Below are 18807 nucleotides of genomic sequence, written 5' to 3'. Positions count from 1 at the left end.
TATGGAATCGTATACTACTTTGGTATATAATTAAATAATATTATTGCAAAGGAGACGCATTATGAAAGACGAGCGATTTATAGTTACATATAGAATAGAAGCGAGTACATATGAAGAAGCAAAATCAATTGCTTGGGCTGTTCAAGTGGAGCAAACTATAGAATTTCCTTATGAGTTTGTAACGGATCCATACATTAAAGAAACTATTACTGGTCGACTAGAATCTCTTGAACCTATAGTAGAAGACTCTCCTTATATCAATGTAGGTGTGATGCCAAATGCTGTAATTGACACCTCTCGTTACTATTTGGCTCGTATTTCATATCACGTAGATACCACGGCCTTAGAGGCTACACAATTTTTAAATGTTGTCTTTGGTAATTCTTCGTTACAGCCACATATTTGGGTAGTAGATATTGAACTATGTCCAACACTTTACGATGTGTTTAAGGGACCACGATTTGGCTTGCAAGGAATTCGTTGTTTAGTGGAAACCCCGACGCGTCCAATGATTCAAGCCGTTGTAAAGCCGATGGGAACACCAAACGGGGAATTGGCTCGCATGTGTGGAGCCTATACACGTGGTGGGGCAGATGTCATAAAGGATGATCATGGTATTTCTAATCAGTCCTTCTCTCAATATAAAGATCGTGTAAAACGATGTGCTTCTATGGTACAGGAAATGAACACTACACATGGGACACATACATTATATGCAGCAAATGTATCTGGTGATGGCACAGACGTATTGGAACGCGCTTATTTTGCCAAAGAGGCTGGTGCTACAGCTCTCATGGTGGCTTCAGGTCTCGTTGGTTTCGGTTGGTTACACAAATTAGCTACTGATGAAAAATTACGATTGCCTATTATTCATCATCCCGCTTATTCTGGTGGATTTGTGAGCCCTGGTGTATCTGGTGTAGCCGATTACTTACAACTAGGTTTATTACCTCGTATTTTTGGGGCTGATATGCCAATCTTCGTATCTTATGGTGGACGCTTTACTTTTACAGAGGAACAATGCAAGAGGATTTCCTCTTACATTAAACGACCAATGGGCTTGATGAAGGCGGCTTGCCCTGCACCAGGTGGTGGCGTTACAGATACTCGTCTTAATGAACTTGTTGAGCTGTACGGAAATGATACGATGTTCCTTGTTGGAGGCGATATGTTCCGCAGAGGGCCAGATATTGAGGCTAATATGTCGTATTTTGTAGAGCGTCTGACTAAATTATCTGAAAGAACGTAATAATAGCTTGAATTTAAATGAGTTAATACAATATTTAACTAAATAACTAAGCTATTGACTTTTACAGAAATAATAGATTTATGATTAAGTATATGGAGTGTTTTGATGAGTGAATCCTCACCGTTGGAGGTCCATGTCCTTGCCAGTGGTAGTAAGGGCAATTGTACAGTGATAAAAAAAGGGAACTCCGTCATATTGCATGATGTAGGCATCAGTTGTCGACGCATTGTCAATGGGTTAAAAGAATTACAAATTGATATGGCACAGGTAGAGGGTATATTTGTCAGTCATGAACATAGTGATCACATTGCGGGATTACAACAATTACTAAAACGATTTGATATTCCTGTGTATACGAAGCAAGGCACCTGGCGTGAAATCCAAGATAAGTTAATCGTGCCAAAGAATCGATTAATCGAGCTTACAAAGGGCAGTTTGACGTTGGGGAGTCTAATTGTGGAACCTTTTTCGGTAAGTCATGATGCGGCTGATCCAATTGGTATAAATGTGTTTGCTGGGAACGATAAGGCAACTATTGTCACTGATACAGGCGTGATTTCAGATGATATTTTACGTAGAATTGATGATACGACTCTGTTAGTGCTAGAGGCGAATTATGATCCTCATATGTTGCGATTCGGACCATATCAGCCGTTTTTGAAACAAAGGGTGGCTAGTGATGAAGGTCATTTGAGTAATGAAATGGCTGCGCAAGCACTACTCATGATGAAACGTCCTGATTTTATGCAAGTTATATTGGCCCATCGTTCTGAAAATAATAATAACTCTGTCCTTGTTACCCAAACTATTGGCAAAATGCTTGTGGATGGTGGTGTTCGTATTGGACCTGAAATGAAGTTACAACATGGTCAGCCTAATGAAATTGTGTCCATCCAATCTGTGAAGAGGTAAAAATGAGATTTTATGTAGTCTGTATCGGCAAATTGAAGGATGCTTATTTACGTGAGGGCGTAGCAGAGTTTGTGAAACGCATGCGCCCCTATGGTGGCATTACAATTACAGAGCTGAATGAAAGTAAAATTGGAGATAAGCCGAGTAATGCGGATCGCAAACAAGTCGTTGCAGAAGAAGGAGACCGTTTATTAAAAGCGGTCCCTAAAAATGCGTATACCGTATTACTTGACGTGTATGGCAAACCAATGTCCTCTGAAGAACTCGCTAAGACGGTATCTAAGCTTGAGGTGGATGGTGTTAGCGATATGGCTTTCATTATTGGTGGTGCCTTTGGGGTGAGTGATATATTACGTCAGGCTGTAAATTATAAATTATCTTTTAGCCCTATGACTTTTACTCATCAAATGGTTCGATTGCTACTTGTAGAACAAATTTATCGAGCATCAAAAATCAATCGTAATGAACCTTATCATTGGTAGAAGACGTAGACTTAAAAATTATTTGTATAATACTTTCAGAAAAAAGGAGTTTTATTATACTGTGGCGAATAGTATAATAAAGCAAGATGTATTTGTAAGGAGGAATTCACTATGAAAATCCAAGAAGTAATGAATAAATACCCTGTTACTGTTGGCAAAGATGCGCCGATTTCTGATGTAGCTGATTTATTGGTTAAATATAATTTAACAGCGGTGTCCGTAGTGGATGATGATAATAAGTTGTTAGGTATTATCTCTGAAGGTGATTTACTATATAAAAAAGTACGTCCTCATGTGCCTCATTATGTTAATGTATTAGGCGCTAGCATCTATTACAATGGCATTGGCGAATACAATGCTCAATTCAAAAAATTATTGGCATCTCACGTTCATGAGTTGATGACTGATGAAGTAATTACAACCACACCGGATAAAGATGTAGAAGAAATTGTATCTGTTATGCTTGATCAACATTTGAAAAATGTGCCAGTTGTAGATAAAGAGTATCGTTTGATCGGGATTTTGTCTCGTCGTGACATTATCAAATTGATTGCTAAAGATAACTAATTAGCATAATTATGTAAAATATGTAAAGACCACCCATTTTGGGGTGGTCTTTTAGTGTATATTGAGAAGAATTGCATTGACCTTGCATTTATGTTATTATTAGGAGTGCATAATATACTACAGAAATTTGGGCATATTGCCCTTCGAGGAGGACATATTTTAAATGAAAGCAACTGTAAATCCTGTTGATCAACACGTAGTAACGTTAACTATTGAAGTACCTGCAGCAGAAGTAGATAAGGGCATTAAACAAGCTGTAAAACGCATTGCAGGTCAAGTGAACATCCCTGGCTTCCGTAAAGGACATGCGCCTCGCCGTATTTTGGAAATGAACTTCGGCAAAGAAGCTATCTTGGAAGAAGCATTTGAAGTATTGGCTAGCCAAAACTATAGTGCTGCACTTCGTGAAAATGATATCGTGCCTGTATCTGAACCTGAAATCGAACGGGAACAATTCGAAGAAGGCAAAGATTTGATTTTCAAAGCTACTGTAACTAAACGCCCTGAAGTTAAACTTGGCGATTACAAAGGCTTAGAAGCAGAAAAACAAGATGCTACAGTATCTGATGAACAAATCGAAGAACAGTTGAACAATATTCGTGAACAACAAGCAAAAATGGTTGTTGCTGAAGAAGGCGCTACAATTCAAAAAGATGACTTCGCAGTAATCGACTTTGCTGGTTCCGTTGATGGTAAACCTTTTGATGGTGGTGAAGGTAAATCCTACCCATTACAAATCGGTTCTGGTAGCTTCATTCCTGGCTTCGAAGATCAATTAATTGGCGCTAAAGCTGGTGATGATGTAACTGTAAAAGTAACATTCCCTGAAGACTACTTCGTAGCAGAACTTGCTGGTAAAGAAGCAGAATTCAAAACTCATATCCATGATATTAAACGTAAAGAATTGCCTGAATTGAATGATGAATTTGCAAAAGAAGCAAGCTCTTACGAAACTATTGAAGAATTGAAAAAAGATCTTCGCACTAAAATGGAGGAAGAAGCTTCCCGTCGTGCAATCGATACTTACAATGCTGACTTGATTCAAACAGCTGTTAAAAATGCAACTGTAGAAATCCCAGAAGTAATGATTAAAGATCGCGTAGAACAAATGATTCAAGAATTGGCTATGAATATGGAAGGCCGTGGCTTGAAACTTGATGACTACTTGAAATTCTCCAATAAAACTATCGAAGATTTACGCTCTGAATACAAAGATTCCGCAGCTGAAAACGTACGCGCTGATTTAGTATTGGATGCTATTGCAACTGCTGAAGGTATCGAAGTAACTCCAGATGATATGAACCGTGAAATCTTCATTATGGCTCAAAACTTTGGGGCAGATCCTAAAGAAGTTTGGGATATTATTGCAAAAGAAGGTCGTGTAGCTATGTTGGCAGGCTCTGTAGCTCGCAAAAAAGCAGCTCGATTCATTATTGATAATGCAAAAGGCGCTGAAGCGGCTGAATAATAGTTTGCTCAACTAGGTACATGAAAAGGTGATTACATGTATGTACCAATCGTAGTTGAACAAGGTGAACGCGGAGAGCGTTCCTATGATATTTACTCTCGCTTGTTAAAGGATCGCATTATTTTCCTTGGTGGCCCCATCGATGATAATGTGGCAAATGCGGTTATTGCGCAAATGTTATTCCTGGAAGCAGAGGATCCTGATAAGGATATCCATTTGTACATCAATAGCCCTGGTGGTGTTGTAACCGCAGGTATGGCTATTTATGATACGATGCAATATATTAAACCAGATGTGTCTACTATTTGTGTAGGCTCTGCAGCGAGCATGGGTGCTGTGCTTTTAACAGCTGGCACTAAAGGTAAACGATATGCGTTACCTCATGCGCGCATCATGATTCACCAACCATTAGGTGGTGTACAAGGACAAGCATCTGAAATTGAAATCCATGCCCGTGAGATTCTTCGCATGCGTGAAGAGTTAAATGGTATCTTAGCTTCTCGCAGTGGACAAGATATTGAAGTAGTAGCTCGCGATACAGATCGCGATAACTTCATGAGTGCTCAGGATGCCGTTGAATACGGCTTAATTGATGAGGTGCTCACAAGAGAACCTGTAGAAAGCAAGTAATGGAGGCGCCCCTTGGCAAAAGATAAAGACACTATGCGCTGCAGTTTTTGTGGACGCACAAGCGAAGAAGTCCGCAAATTAGTGGCGGGGCCTAACGTGTATATTTGTGATGAATGCGTTGAAGTTTGTGAACGCATCATTGCAGATGAGTTGGGTGCGGTTGAGACGGACGACTTCAATTTAAAAGAATTGCCAACGCCTAGAGAAATTAAAGCTCATCTTGACGAATATGTCATTGGTCAAGATGATGCTAAAATCTCTTTAGCCGTGGCTGTATATAATCACTACAAACGTTTACAAACAGATAATGTAGTTGATGATGTAGAATTACAAAAGGCTAATGTTTTATTCATTGGTCCTACTGGTAGTGGTAAAACACTATTGGCTCAAACCTTAGCGAAAATGCTAGAAGTACCATTTGCTATTGCAGATGCTACAAGCTTAACTGAGGCTGGGTATGTAGGGGAAGATGTAGAAAACATCTTACTCAAAATTATCCAAGCTGCAGATTATGATATAGCTCGGGCTGAACGTGGCATTATCTATATCGATGAAATTGATAAGATTGCTCGTAAGTCTGAGAACCCTTCCATTACACGTGATGTGTCTGGTGAAGGCGTACAACAAGCATTGCTTAAAATCTTAGAAGGTACTGTCGCTTCTGTTCCCCCACAAGGTGGTAGGAAGCATCCTAATCAAGAAATGCTTCAAATTGACACTACGAATATTCTCTTTATTTGTGGTGGTGCATTTGATGGTATGGATAAGGTTATTACTAAGCGTACCGCTAAGAAAACACTTGGCTTTGGTGCAGATGTACAGCGTAAAGAAGAACGCAATGTATCGGCTATCTTAAAAGATGTTGTACCTGAAGATTTATTAAAATTTGGCTTGATTCCTGAGTTTATTGGACGTTTGCCAGTAATGGTGACATTAGATCAATTAGACAGAGATGCGTTAATTCAAATTTTGACAAAGCCTAAAAATGCATTAACAAAACAATATGAAAAAATTCTATCCCTTGATGGTGTAGAATTAACTTTCACTGAAGATGCATTAGAAGAAATCGCTGATGAAGCATTACAGCGAAAAACAGGTGCTCGTGGTTTGCGTGCTATCATTGAAAAGGTGATGAAACGCGTAATGTTTGAGGTTCCTTCCATGCCGGAAGTAACTAAGTGCATTGTGAATCGTGAATCCGTATTAAGCACAGGTGAACCTATACTCAAAAATGAGGCAGACCAAGACATCCAGTTGAAATCGTAATTCGAAGAAACTCATTTCTGTGTAGGAATGAGTTTCTTTTCATAATATATATACCTGGAGGAAGTATGAATTTACTCGAAGTTGGGATCCCTACCGTACCTCTCAGAGGCATGGTAGTATACCCGAATATCGTGATTCACCTCGATATCGGTCGAGACAAATCCATTAAGGCGGTGGAAGCCGCAATGAATGAGGACCGCATTTTAGCCGTCGTAACTCAAAAAGATGATGCTGTAGATGCACCAACAGTTCATGATTTAGCCCAAATGGGTACATTAGTAAAAATTAAACAAATGTTGCGCTTACCAGGTGGTATAGTACGTGTTCTTGTAGAGGGCATCACTCGTATTCGTCTTATGAATATCACTAGCATGGATCCTTATTATATAGGAGACTATGAACGAGTGGCGTCTGAATTTGAAGACGATGTAGAGCTTGAAGCTTATCGTCGTTTGGTTCAAGCTAAATTTGGCGAATGGGCAGAAGAAGCTAAATCAGTTACTGATGAAGGTGTAACGCGCGTTATGGAATTACGCAATCCTTGTGAATTAGCTGACCAAGTTGCATTTCTATTGCCTATTAATAATTTGAAACGTCAAGAGTTACTTGAAGAATTATCTGTGGCTCGTCGTCTTAACATGATTGTAGGCATTTTAAATATGGAATTACAAATCTCTGATTTGGAAAATTCCATCAATAATCAAGTGCGTCAATCCATGGAAAAAGCGCAGAAGGAATATTTCTTGCGCGAAAAAATCCGCGTTATCCACGATGAGTTGGGTGATAAAGGAGATCCCGAGGAGGAGGCAGAAGAACTACGAGTTAAGTTAAAAGCACTTAACCTAAGTGAAGACGTACATACGCGTATTGATAAAGAAATTTCTCGTTACAGCCGCATGCCTCAATTGATGCCGGAAGCAACAATTTTGCGCAACTACTTAGATTGGGTATTGGCATTACCGTGGAACGAATTAACGGAAGACCGTTTAGATATCAAGGGCGCTCATGCTATGCTCGAGGCCGATCATTATGGCCTTGAAAAGGTTAAGAAACGCATTTTAGAATTTTTAGCGGTTCGTAAATTAACCGGTAAAAATAGTGGCTCTATTCTTTGTTTAGTAGGCCCACCAGGCGTTGGTAAAACCTCTTTGGCTACCTCTATTGCTAAAGCAATGAATCGTAAGTTTATCCGTGCATCCTTAGGTGGTGTTCGTGATGCAGCTGAAATTCGTGGACATCGACGTACTTATATTGGTGCTTTACCTGGTCGTATGATTCAGGGGTTAAAAAATGTAGGTACTAAGAACCCTGTATTTTTATTGGATGAAATTGATAAATTAGCATCTGATTATAAAGGTGATCCATCCTCAGCGTTATTAGAGGTATTGGATCCAGAACAAAATAGCACATTTAGTGATCACTTTATCGAAGTACCGTTCGACTTCTCTGAAGTTTTCTGGATTACTACGGCTAATGTAGCATCTAATATTCCTGGTCCATTGTTAGATCGTATGGAAATTATTGAGTTGTCCAGCTATATGGAAGAAGAAAAACTAGAAATTGCTAAGCGTTACTTAACACCTAAGCAAATTAAGAAAAATGGCCTTGAAGATTACAAGGTTAAATTATCTGATGCTGTGTTAAGAAAGGTAATTTCCGAATATACTCGCGAAGCAGGTGTTCGTACTTTAGAGAAAACAATTGCTAAGATTTGCCGTAAGATTGCTTTCAAAGTAGTTGAAGAAGGCGGAGACGCACCAAAAGTCACTACTAAGAATCTTCACGAATTCTTAGGCGCACCAATCTTTGTTGACCAAGAGCGAGAAAAGAAAGCACAAGTTGGCTATGTAAATGGATTAGCTTGGACATCTGTTGGTGGTGTAGTATTACCATGTGAAGCTACAACTATGAATGGTACCGGTAAATTGGCTTTAACTGGTAGTCTCGGCAAGGTTATGCAAGAGTCTGGTCAAGCAGCTATGAGTTATATTCGCCATAATGCAAAAGCTTTAAAGATTGAAGAAGATTTTTATAAAAAGCTTGATATTCACGTTCACTTGCCAGAAGGGGCAACCCCTAAAGATGGTCCTTCAGCAGGTATTACAATGACATTAGCTATGGTATCTATTTTGACTAACCGCAAGGTTCGTTCTGATATTGCCATGACTGGTGAAATCACATTGCGTGGCCGCGTATTACCAATAGGCGGCTTAAAAGAAAAATTATTAGCAGCCTTGTCTCATGGTATAAAAGAGGTATTGATTCCAAAAGGCAATGAAAAGGATATTGCAGAATTACCTGACATTGTGAAAGAAGGCCTCATCATTACGCCAGTTAAGACAATGGATGAAGTATTAGCAAAGGCACTTGTGTAATGCAAAAGAAGAAAAAATCCACTAAACCAATGGACCCAAAACCACAATATACACGAAAAGAACCAAAGGGGCCTCGTATTATAGCTGCAAAATATAATACTTCCTGTGTGAAGGCGGATCAATATCCTGAAGGGGATACCGTAGAAATCGCCTTCCTTGGACGCTCTAATGTGGGCAAGTCTTCGTTGATTAATTCTTTATGTAACTATCGTGGGTTAGCCCTCGTTAGTGGTCAGCCAGGTAAGACTAAGACGATAAACTACTTTGATATTGAATCAAAAGAGGATATTTCTGAAACCGAGGAATGCAGATATAACTGGTTTCTCGTTGACCTTCCTGGTTATGGTTTTGCAAAGACAAATAAAGGAAACCGCAATCTGTGGTCTTCCTTTATTGCCGATTATATTTTACATTCTGAACGATTGATGTTGTTGTGTTTACTTATCGATGGTCGCCATCCTGAAATGGCTATTGATAAGGTGGCCTTTGATTGGCTCGTCGAAGCTGGTGTTCCGTTACAAATTGTAGTGACCAAGGCCGATAAATTGACGGCTAAAGAAAAGTCTGCAAACTTGTCTATTATTAAAGAGCTATATCCAACGGCTACCCCGCCGATTTTGTACAGCTCTTTAAAGCATACTGGACGTGAGCTTTTACAACAACGAATCAATAAAATTTTGGTAGGAGATGAAGCATGAGTCAAATGAACGAATTAGAGATTATGGAACGCATTGCTTTAGATTTAGAGCATGTCGAAGAGTCTCTTGCATCATCTTTTAATACCGGTGCAGAGGACTTCAATGCACTGATTCGACCGTTATCAGCAGCAGGTGGTAAGCGTTTGCGCGCTCAATTGTGTCTATTGATTGCTAATGCAGGTACATCTATAGAGCGTCAACGCATTAAAATTGCTGAGGCTGTTGAAATGCTTCATTTAGCAACACTTATCCATGACGATGTTTTAGATCAAGCTGAAATTCGCCGTGGGGAGGATACAATTCATATGCATAAAGGTAATAAGGTAGCTATCCTTAGTGGTGATTATTTATTTGCCAAAGCATTTAAAATCGTATCTGAAATGACGAATATGAAGTATCTTCAAGTATTCTCTCATATTATTACATGCCTCGTAGAGGGTGAGTTCATGCAAATGGAAGATGTATATCGCATCGATCAAGGCATAGAGCGTTATATGACAAAAACGCAAAAGAAAACAGCAGACTTTATGGAAGGTTGTATGGAGCTTGGTGGTCTCTTAGGAGATTGGCAAGAATCTGAAATCATAGAATTGAAAAAATATGGTCATGCATTAGGTATGGCATTTCAAATTACAGATGATATTATGGATTATCGTGAAACAGCGGAAACAACGGGAAAGCCTGTAGGGAATGATCTTCGAGAGGGACTATTGACGTATCCGTTATTAAGCATCGTTAACGATGGTAATAAAGATAAATTGCTTGAAGAGATTAAAGGCTTAAATAATGGTGGTAATGAGCAAGACATTATTGATTATGTTATTGCTCAAGGTGGAATTGATAATACATTAGCTGTAGCTGATAAATATTGTAAAGATGCTCTAGCGGCACTCGCTGCAGTGCGTGATTTCCCAGGGAAGGAATTTCTTGTGATGGCTGTAGAAAATCTGGCTGATAGAAAGGTATAATATGGAACCATTCGAACCAAAATCGGATTTCGAATATCCCATGCAAAAACCTTCTTTTGATAGTGTAGTTCGTCAAAAAAGGCGTGAAGCAGAACAAAAGTCTGAGCAAGAACGATATAAGGTGGCAACTCAACACATTTCTGAGGATGTGGAAGATGAACCAGTTTATACGGCTATAGAGCAGAAGATGATGGGTGAAGCAAGGGAATTGTCCCTTGTAGGACATCTTTCAGAGCTGCGAAAACGATTGATTATAATAGCTGTAGCGGTTATTGTGGGAACTTGTATTTCTTATTATTATGTAGACTTATTATTGGAAATACTCCTAAAACCGGCTGGCAAGCTCTATTATATGAGACCTACTGAAGCATTTTTTACATATATGAAGGTGTCTGTTGTAGGTGGCTTAGTCATAGCCGCTCCCATTATATTGCATCAGATTTGGCTATTTGTTAAGCCTGCACTAACTGTGCGAGAAAAGCAGCTATCTAACTGGATCTTACCAGTAGCAATTGGTCTATTCGGGATAGGTATTGTATTTTCTTATTTTCTCGTATTGCCTGCAGCAGTGAAGTTCTTTATGGGCTTTGCTACAGATGAATTACAGCCGATGTTTTCTATTGGTCAGTATATGGACTTTGTATTATCCTTTGTACTGCCCTTTGGATTTATCTTTGAGTTGCCGTTGATCTTAATTATTTTGGGATATTTCAACTTAATTACATCACGCTTTTTAAAAACGAAGCGAAAGATATTTATTCTTATATCCTTTATCATAGGTGCTGTCATTTCACCTACACCGGATATGTTCTCGCAAACGATGATTGCATTACCTATGATATTGCTATATGAAACAAGCCTATTTGTATTGGCTAAAATTATGAAGCGCTAAGGAGTCTTTTAGGAGGAACGATGAAAACCTACGAAAATTTAACCACATATAATCCTGGTGAAATAGAAGGCAAATGGTATTCTTATTGGGAAAATCAAGGATACTTTCACGAAGAAGTAGACACGAATAAAGAGCCATTTAGTATCGTATTACCACCTCCTAATGTAACTGGTATGTTGCATATGGGGCATGCCCTTGATAACACATTACAAGACATCCTCATCCGTTTCAAACGCATGCAAGGCTACAATGTATTGTGGATGCCAGGTACAGACCACGCTGGTATTGCTACACAAATCAAAGTAGAAGAGATGCTTGCTAAAGAAGAAGGAAAATCTCGCTATGATTTGGGCCGTGAAAAATTCGTAGAGCGCGTGTGGGAATGGAAAAAAGAATATGGTGATACTATTGTAAAACAAATCCGTAGCCTTGGCGCATCCTGTGATTGGAACCGTGAGCGATTTACTTTGGATGAAGGGTATTACCATGCAGTGCGCGAAGTATTTGTAAGCCTTTATGAAAAAGGTTTGATCTATCGCGGTGAACGCATCATCAACTGGTGTCCTCGTTGTGCCACTGCGTTATCTGATGTTGAAGTTGAGCATGAAGACGAACATGGCCATTTATGGCATATTAAATATCCTGTAAAAGGTGAAGATAATCGTTTTGTTGTTGTTGCTACAACTCGTCCAGAAACAATGTTTGGTGACGTAGCAGTAGCAGTAAATCCTGATGATGATCGTTATAAAGATCTCATTGGTAAAACATTGATCTTGCCATTTGTTAATCGAGAAATTCCTGTAATTGCCGATGACTATGTAGATGCTAGCTTCGGTACAGGCTGTGTAAAAATTACACCTGCTCATGACCCTAATGACTTTGAAATGGGCCAACGTCATAATTTGGAATCCATCGTTGTTATGAACAATGATGCAACAATGAATGAAGGTGCTGGCAAATTTAATGGCTTACCTCGTGAAGAAGCGCGTAAACAAGTATTAGCAGAACTTAAAGAATTAGGCCTACTTGAAAAAATTGATGATCATGACCATGCAGTAGGTCATTGCTCCCGTTGTAATACAATCATCGAACCAATGGTATCTAAACAATGGTTCGTAGATATGAAACCATTGGCAGAGCCAGCTCTTAAGGTTGTTAAAGACCACGAAGTAGAGTTCGTTCCTGAACGTTTTACAAAAACATATGTGAATTGGCTTGAAAATATCCGTGATTGGACTATTTCTCGTCAATTGTGGTGGGGCCATCGTATTCCTGCATGGTATTGTGATGACTGTGGTGAAACGATCGTTAGCCGTGAAGATATTACAGAATGTCCTCATTGCCACGGTCATGTTACACAAGATCCAGATGTTCTTGATACATGGTTTAGCTCTGGTTTATGGCCGTTTGCCACAATGGGTTGGCCTAAGCAAACTCCAGAACTTAAACAATGGTATCCAACAAGTGTGCTTGTAACTGGTTACGATATTATCTTCTTCTGGGTTGCTCGTATGATCTTTATGGCTCTTGAGTTTGAACATGAAATTCCATTTAAACATGTATTTATTCACGGTCTTGTCCGCGATAGCCAGGGCCGTAAAATGAGTAAATCTTTGGGCAATGGTATTAATCCGCTTGAAGTTATCGACCAATATGGTGCTGATGCATTGCGCTTTACTCTTGTAACTGGCAACACACCTGGTAACGATATGCGTTTCTATATGGAACGTGTTGAGGCTAACCGTAACTTTGCCAATAAGATTTGGAATGCATCAAAATTTGTATTGATGAACCTTACAAATTATGATGAAAGTTTCGTTCCAACAGCAGATGATTTGACATTAGCAGACCAATGGATTGTTCAAAAATACAATGAAACAGTACAAAGCGTAACATCTAATCTCGATAAATTCGAACTTGGTGAAGCGGCAAGTTCCGTATATGATTTCATTTGGAATACGTACTGCGATTGGTACATTGAATTAGCGAAACCTCGTTTGTATAGTGAAAGCAACGAACGTGATCGTCGTACAGTTCAATATTTACTTGTAACAATCTTACGTCATATGCTCGAATTATTACATCCATTCATGCCGTTCGTAACTGAACATATTTGGCAACATTTGCCACACGAAGGGGACAGCATCGTTGTTACTAAATGGCCTGGAGCATTGAAATTCGATAATCTTGAAGGGGCAGCACGTCAAATGGAAGTTATGATGGATGCTATCAAAGGTATTCGTAACATGCGTGCTGAAATGAATGTGCCTTTAGGTAAAAAAGCTGAGGTTATCGTAGCGCCAACAGATGAAGCATTAGCTAAAACTGTAGCAGAACATAGTGACTACTTCGTAACATTGGCTTGGGCTGAGAAAGTAACAATTCTTAGTATCGATGATCCAAAACCAGAAAATGCGACTGTAACCGTTGTCAATGGTATGGAAGTATATCTCTTACTTAAAGACTTGATTGACGGTGAAAAAGAAAGAGAGCGTATTGCAAAGGAAAAAATCCAAATGGAAAAAGAAATTTCTCGTTTGGAAGGTAAATTGTCTAACCAAGGCTTCTTAGCAAAAGCTCCTGAAGCTGTAGTAGCAAAAGAAAAAGAAAAGTTAGAAGAATATAAACAAAAACAACAAGCGTTATTGGAACGTGAAGCGTTCCTTGAAACCTTATAATAGGAGGTTTATATGACATATCAGGAGGCCTTAGCCTATTTGGAGCAGGCATCTTCATTTGGTATTAAACCTGGTCTTGAACGAATTACGGCTCTTATGGATGTGTTAGGGAATCCACAAGAAGATTATAAAATTGTTCATGTTACAGGTACAAATGGTAAGGGCTCGGTTACCTCATATATTTCCTACGCACTGTTTACAAGTGGATTACGGGTGGGGCGATTTACATCGCCTCACCTTCAATCCTATACGGAGCGTATTCAAATTAATGATGGAAATATAACAGAGGAAGCCTTTGGAAAATTAATTAGTCGCGTAAAGGTTGCCGTAGATACTATTATTAACAATGGAATAGAAGCGCCAACACAATTTGAAATATTAACAGCTGCCGCATTTTTATTCTTTAAGGAGCAAGGTGTCGACTATGCTGTAGTAGAAGTTGGTTTAGGTGGCTTACTAGATTCTACTAATATCGTGACTCCAAAAGTATCTGTTATTACTAATGTAACAATAGATCATCAAGCATATTGTGGTGATACTGTCGAGGAAATTGCACGCCATAAAGCGGGGATTATTAAACCTAAGGTGCCTGTAGTGACAGCTGCACAAGATACACCTCTTAATATCATTGAGGACGTAGCTAAAAAACGACATGCCAAGCTTTATGTTTTTAATAAAGATTTTGGTATTGATAGCCGCAGCGCTGTAACGGGTGGTCAAATGATTACGATTAGTTCTAACGATGCTGCACCTGCTATGTTGTTTACGACGATGGCTGGCATTCACCAATCTGTAAATCTCGCTTGTGCATTGATGGCCGTACGTTTATTGATGAAAGAGGATACGAACATCAGTGAAGAAACGATGCGTGAAGGATTTGCCCGCACTACGTGGGCGGGGCGCTTTGAAGTTAAACGAGGCTTAGATCGTACCTTTATATTTGACGGTGCTCACAATGCGGCAGGGGCTGAGTCTTTTGCCATGACGTACAATGAACTATTTAAGGACACACCGAAAACGGTGGTAATGGCTATCCTTAAAGATAAAGATCAAGAGGCTATTATTCGTGAAGTAATTAAATCTGGCGACACAGTCCTCGCTGTACCTGCACCAACAGATAGAACAGAGGTACCTGAAAACTTGGTTGAAGTGATTCGTCGTACTGTACCTAAGGTGACGGCTCAAACTGCAGAATCTGTTGAGGCTGCATTAGCATTGGCTTATAAACATACAAAGACTGGTGATATCATTGCTGTATGTGGTTCTTTATATATTCTAGGAGATGCTCGTCAGTGGTTTTTCCATGAGATGAGCCATTGAGGTGAGAATATGGAACTCTCACTCATTCCTAATCAGAAACGACTTACCTTTTATATTGAACGATTAATCTATGGTGTTGTCATTGCGATGCCACTTCAGCCAATGGTGGGAGATGTACTTCTCTGGTTGGCTATAGGTCTAGCATTATATGATTTGATTTCTAGTAAATCATTGAGTTTGCCGACAGGTTATTTATCTTGGACTGTTATGATCTTTGTTATCTGGACAGGTATATCGTCGTTAATGTCCCCAAACTGGGATTGGTCTATTCAGAGCTGGTTCTACCAAATTGTAGCGGGTGGGGGCATGTACTATTTAGTTCGTACCTATATCCGAACACCTAAACAGTGGAACTATTTTCTTCGTGCCTTTTTAGGTACAGCCGTTCTTGTATGCATTATTGGGGCCTATCAGTATATATTTGTTCCTAATATACATATAAAAGAATGGGTAGATGCAGCACAATTCCCTAAATTGATGCGTCGAATGGCGTCTACATTGCAAAATCCTAACTTGTTAGGGGCTTATCTATTGATGGTACTAAGTGTATGTATTAGCTATATTCTTGTTTATATGAAAGAGAATCGTACTCGTGAAGTTGTTACAATGCTGATTATTGGTGTTGTATTATTTTTAACGATGTTATTAACCTATTCGCGTGGTATTTGGATTAGTTTTGCGGCCATGATTCTGTATTGGGCTATTTTCGTAGAACGAAGACTATTCTTATCCTTGTTAGTGGTACCGTTAATTCTATACTTCTATGAAGGGGAAGTTGCTTCGCGACTTTGGTCTATATTCCAAGGTCATGATACGTCATCAGATCTTCGCTGGGCTCTATGGGATAGCACAATGTATATCGTACGAGAAAATCCAATCTTTGGTATTGGGTGGAATACATTCTACTTAGTTTATCCAGAGTATAACTATTACATTCAAGGTCCTAATGTGTTGATGTATCATGCCCATAATTTATATTTAAATATATTGGCTGAAACAGGTATTCCTGGCTTGCTATCATTCCTAGCAGTTATCGTCGGTCATGTTATTACATCTGTTCGTTTGAAAGGGGATATGTTCCGACAAGCTGCACAGATAGGTATAGGCGCTTTAGCTATCGGAGTTCTTTTTAGTGGATTGTCTGATTTTGAGCTCTATAGCCATCAAGTTACTATTGTTTTTTGGCAACTCCTTGGTTGGGTTGGGGCCTTTGTGAAAGTACAACTTTCCACAAAGGCCCATATGTAAAAGGTATATTTTGTATAATTAGTAAGTTTTATGGTAGCGATACAATTTCATAGTATGGTATAATTTATACATACCTTAGCAGGGTAAGCTTAAGTATATTTAACCGGTTTTCTAATGTTAGAATAATTGAACATTATTGCTTGCATTTGAAAACCGGTTTTTTGTATATCTATATTTTTATAGGAGGTGTAGCGGTCAGTTTCTGTATATATTATTTTTTTATTATATTGATAAGGCTCTATATATTGTATTGAGATAGTTCGATATACATAAAAAACAACAATATATACTATTAAATTGATAATTCCTGTGAGTTATATCGGTGTGAATAAAACTTATGTGAAAATGTAAAAACCTATGCGTTTTGGTCATAATGCACAGTCGGAGTGTGATAAAAAATACATTTTAGTCATATAAGTTGACAATACATTGGATGTGGACTACGATGAAGTCGGTTTAAGGAACGTATTAGACCAAAGAGATTCAATTGTCGTTTAACAATGTTACTCTTAAAGGAGATGGTTATGGTGATAGACATCAAAGACCGCGTAAAAAATGTGGACCTGCAAGGTAAAATTGTCACTGCTTATGATGCAGCTCAGTTGATTAACCCTAATGACAAAGTTGGTATTTCCGGCTTTACACCATCGGGTTATGCAAAAGTTGTGCCATTGGCATTGGCAGAAAGAATGGAAAAAGAACCATTCAAAATCGATTTGTGGACAGGTGCTTCCGTAGGTGATGAAGCTGATGGTGCGTTAACTCGTGCTAATGGTATTAATCGCCGCTTTCCATATCAAACCAATAAAGATATGAGAAAGGCTTTAAATAGTGGAGATGTTAAATACATCGATATGCATTTAAGCACAATGGCACAAAATATTCGTTATGGATTTTTCGGAGATTTAGATGTAGCAATAATTGAAGTATGTCAAATCAACGAAGATGGTTCTTTAGTACCGACTACCTCTGTTGGTAATTCTCCAACATTTGTTAGTCAAGCTAAAAAGGTTATCGTAGAGGTAAATGTATCTCAACCATTATCCTTAGTTGGTATGCATGATATCTATGAACCGTTGGATCCGCCACATCGTAAACCAATTCCGTTGGAACAGTCCGGCGATCGCATCGGTACAGAAGCAATACCTTGTGATCCTAGCAAAATTATTGCTGTGGTTCCAAGTGATGTACCTGATACAACAAGACCTTTAGCTGCTATTGATGATGATGCAAAGGCAATGAGTCAACATCTTATCAAATTCTTTGAACAAGAAATTGCAGAAGGTCGTTTGCCTAAAAACTTGCTTCCATTGCAATCCGGCGTAGGTTCTGTAGCAAATGCGGTAATTAGTGGCTTGGCTCAAGGGCCTTTCACAGATTTATCTATTTATACAGAAGTAATTCAAGACGGTATGTTTGACTTGATCGATGCTGGTAAAGTAACTGTATGTTCCGGTACTGCATTGAGTCCTTCTCCAGATGGATTGAAACGTTTCTATGCGAATATTGATGAATATCGTAAAAAAATTATTCTTCGTCCGCAAGAAATCTCCAATAACCCTGGTATTGCTCGTCGTATTGGTGTCATTGCCATGAATACCGCTATCGAATTTGATATTTTTGGCAATGTAAACTCTACTCATATTATGGGTAGCAAAATGATGAATGGTGTTGGTGGTTCTGGTGACTTTGCACGTAGTGCATATCTCACTATCTTCTGTACCAATTCCGTTGCTAAAAATGGCGACATCAGTTCTATCGTTCCATATGTATCCCATGTGGATCATCCAGAACATGACACTATGATTTTCTGTACAGAACAAGGTGTTGCTGACTGTCGTGGTTTGAGCCCAGTGGAAAGAGCTCGTTTGATTATTGAAAAATGTGCTCACCCAGACTACAAACCTATGTTAACTGAATACCTAGAAAAAGCATTAGCTGCAACAAAGAATGCCCATACACCAATGTTGCTTGATGAAGCTCTTTCTTGGCATAAACGCTTCACAGAAACTGGAAGCATGAAAAAATAACCTGTTTTTTTAGGAGGATGATGA

General features: G+C 38.9%; 15 protein-coding genes. All 15 read left to right on the top strand.

What is annotated here, in order from left to right:
- Nucleotides 1-61: 61 nt before the first annotated feature.
- The 15 genes from HMPREF0873_RS03345 to HMPREF0873_RS03275 all read left to right on the top strand — a co-directional run bounded on the left by HMPREF0873_RS03345 (nt 62) and on the right by HMPREF0873_RS03275 (nt 18783).
- Nucleotides 62-1249 carry a RuBisCO large subunit C-terminal-like domain-containing protein gene (locus HMPREF0873_RS03345; protein WP_008714318.1) on the top strand — a complete coding sequence of 396 codons (1188 nt, stop codon included), beginning with the start codon at nt 62-64 and terminating at the stop codon, nt 1247-1249.
- A gap of 105 nt (nt 1250-1354) precedes the next feature.
- On the top strand, nt 1355-2161 hold the full coding sequence (locus HMPREF0873_RS03340) for an MBL fold metallo-hydrolase (protein ID WP_008714316.1): 807 nt from the start codon (nt 1355-1357) through the stop codon (nt 2159-2161).
- A 2-nt stretch (nt 2162-2163) separates the two neighbouring features.
- Nucleotides 2164-2643, top strand: a complete 480-nt coding sequence (gene rlmH, locus HMPREF0873_RS03335; protein WP_008714315.1) for a 23S rRNA (pseudouridine(1915)-N(3))-methyltransferase RlmH — start codon at nt 2164-2166, stop codon at nt 2641-2643.
- Between the two features lie 111 nt (nt 2644-2754).
- Nucleotides 2755-3210, top strand: coding sequence for a CBS domain-containing protein (locus tag HMPREF0873_RS03330; RefSeq protein ID WP_004696521.1), 456 nt, complete (start codon nt 2755-2757; stop codon nt 3208-3210).
- 163 nt (nt 3211-3373) lie between these two features.
- Nucleotides 3374-4678 (top strand): trigger factor, encoded by a 1305-nt coding sequence (gene tig, locus HMPREF0873_RS03325; RefSeq protein WP_004698674.1) that lies wholly within the window; start codon nt 3374-3376, stop codon nt 4676-4678.
- Between the two features lie 36 nt (nt 4679-4714).
- Nucleotides 4715-5308, top strand: a complete 594-nt coding sequence (clpP, locus tag HMPREF0873_RS03320; RefSeq protein ID WP_004696517.1) for an ATP-dependent Clp endopeptidase proteolytic subunit ClpP — start codon at nt 4715-4717, stop codon at nt 5306-5308.
- 12 nt (nt 5309-5320) lie between these two features.
- On the top strand, nt 5321-6574 hold the full coding sequence (clpX, locus tag HMPREF0873_RS03315) for an ATP-dependent protease ATP-binding subunit ClpX (RefSeq protein ID WP_008601448.1): 1254 nt from the start codon (nt 5321-5323) through the stop codon (nt 6572-6574).
- 65 nt (nt 6575-6639) lie between these two features.
- Nucleotides 6640-8949: an endopeptidase La gene (gene lon / locus HMPREF0873_RS03310; protein ID WP_008714312.1), complete on the top strand. Its 2310-nt coding sequence runs from the start codon at nt 6640-6642 to the stop codon at nt 8947-8949.
- Entirely contained in the window at nt 8949-9647 is a 699-nt protein-coding gene (gene yihA / locus HMPREF0873_RS03305; protein WP_008714310.1) for a ribosome biogenesis GTP-binding protein YihA/YsxC, read from the top strand. The genes lon and yihA overlap by 1 nt, the downstream gene beginning before the upstream one ends.
- Complete coding sequence (locus HMPREF0873_RS03300) at nt 9644-10615, top strand: polyprenyl synthetase family protein (protein ID WP_008714308.1); 972 nt, start codon at nt 9644-9646, stop codon at nt 10613-10615. Before yihA ends, HMPREF0873_RS03300 begins: the two co-directional genes overlap by 4 nt.
- A 1-nt stretch (nt 10616) precedes the next feature.
- Complete coding sequence (gene tatC / locus HMPREF0873_RS03295) at nt 10617-11507, top strand: twin-arginine translocase subunit TatC (protein WP_038125493.1); 891 nt, start codon at nt 10617-10619, stop codon at nt 11505-11507.
- Nucleotides 11508-11527: 20 nt separating this feature from the next.
- Nucleotides 11528-14185: a valine--tRNA ligase gene (locus tag HMPREF0873_RS03290; RefSeq protein ID WP_008714302.1), complete on the top strand. Its 2658-nt coding sequence runs from the start codon at nt 11528-11530 to the stop codon at nt 14183-14185.
- A gap of 12 nt (nt 14186-14197) precedes the next feature.
- Entirely contained in the window at nt 14198-15505 is a 1308-nt protein-coding gene (locus tag HMPREF0873_RS03285; RefSeq protein WP_008714299.1) for a folylpolyglutamate synthase/dihydrofolate synthase family protein, read from the top strand.
- Nucleotides 15506-15514: 9 nt separating this feature from the next.
- The gene (locus HMPREF0873_RS03280) at nt 15515-16753 is read left to right on the top strand and encodes an O-antigen ligase (RefSeq protein WP_004696499.1); all 1239 of its coding nucleotides are present in this window, start codon (nt 15515-15517) and stop codon (nt 16751-16753) included.
- Nucleotides 16754-17277: 524 nt separating this feature from the next.
- A complete protein-coding gene (locus tag HMPREF0873_RS03275; RefSeq protein ID WP_008714297.1) occupies nt 17278-18783 on the top strand; it encodes an acetyl-CoA hydrolase/transferase family protein in 1506 nt (501 codons plus the stop codon).
- Nucleotides 18784-18807: the final 24 nt, after the last annotated feature.

It is taken from the genome of Veillonella sp. 3_1_44 (assembly GCF_000163715.1).
GTDB classification, from domain to species: Bacteria; Bacillota; Negativicutes; order Veillonellales; family Veillonellaceae; genus Veillonella; species Veillonella parvula_A.
The sequence above is the reverse complement of the archived record's forward strand: the minus strand, read 5'-3'. Positions and strand labels throughout refer to the sequence as shown.

Coding starts and splice junctions, on each gene's coding strand:
- HMPREF0873_RS03345 (WP_008714318.1), top strand. CDS start 62: ATGAAAGACGAGCGATTTATAGTTACATATAGAATAGAAGCGAGTACA.
- HMPREF0873_RS03340 (WP_008714316.1), top strand. CDS start 1,355: ATGAGTGAATCCTCACCGTTGGAGGTCCATGTCCTTGCCAGTGGTAGT.
- rlmH (WP_008714315.1), top strand. CDS start 2,164: ATGAGATTTTATGTAGTCTGTATCGGCAAATTGAAGGATGCTTATTTA.
- HMPREF0873_RS03330 (WP_004696521.1), top strand. CDS start 2,755: ATGAAAATCCAAGAAGTAATGAATAAATACCCTGTTACTGTTGGCAAA.
- tig (WP_004698674.1), top strand. CDS start 3,374: ATGAAAGCAACTGTAAATCCTGTTGATCAACACGTAGTAACGTTAACT.
- clpP (WP_004696517.1), top strand. CDS start 4,715: ATGTATGTACCAATCGTAGTTGAACAAGGTGAACGCGGAGAGCGTTCC.
- lon (WP_008714312.1), top strand. CDS start 6,640: ATGAATTTACTCGAAGTTGGGATCCCTACCGTACCTCTCAGAGGCATG.
- yihA (WP_008714310.1), top strand. CDS start 8,949: ATGCAAAAGAAGAAAAAATCCACTAAACCAATGGACCCAAAACCACAA.
- HMPREF0873_RS03300 (WP_008714308.1), top strand. CDS start 9,644: ATGAGTCAAATGAACGAATTAGAGATTATGGAACGCATTGCTTTAGAT.
- tatC (WP_038125493.1), top strand. CDS start 10,617: ATGGAACCATTCGAACCAAAATCGGATTTCGAATATCCCATGCAAAAA.
- HMPREF0873_RS03290 (WP_008714302.1), top strand. CDS start 11,528: ATGAAAACCTACGAAAATTTAACCACATATAATCCTGGTGAAATAGAA.
- HMPREF0873_RS03285 (WP_008714299.1), top strand. CDS start 14,198: ATGACATATCAGGAGGCCTTAGCCTATTTGGAGCAGGCATCTTCATTT.
- HMPREF0873_RS03280 (WP_004696499.1), top strand. CDS start 15,515: ATGGAACTCTCACTCATTCCTAATCAGAAACGACTTACCTTTTATATT.
- HMPREF0873_RS03275 (WP_008714297.1), top strand. CDS start 17,278: ATGGTGATAGACATCAAAGACCGCGTAAAAAATGTGGACCTGCAAGGT.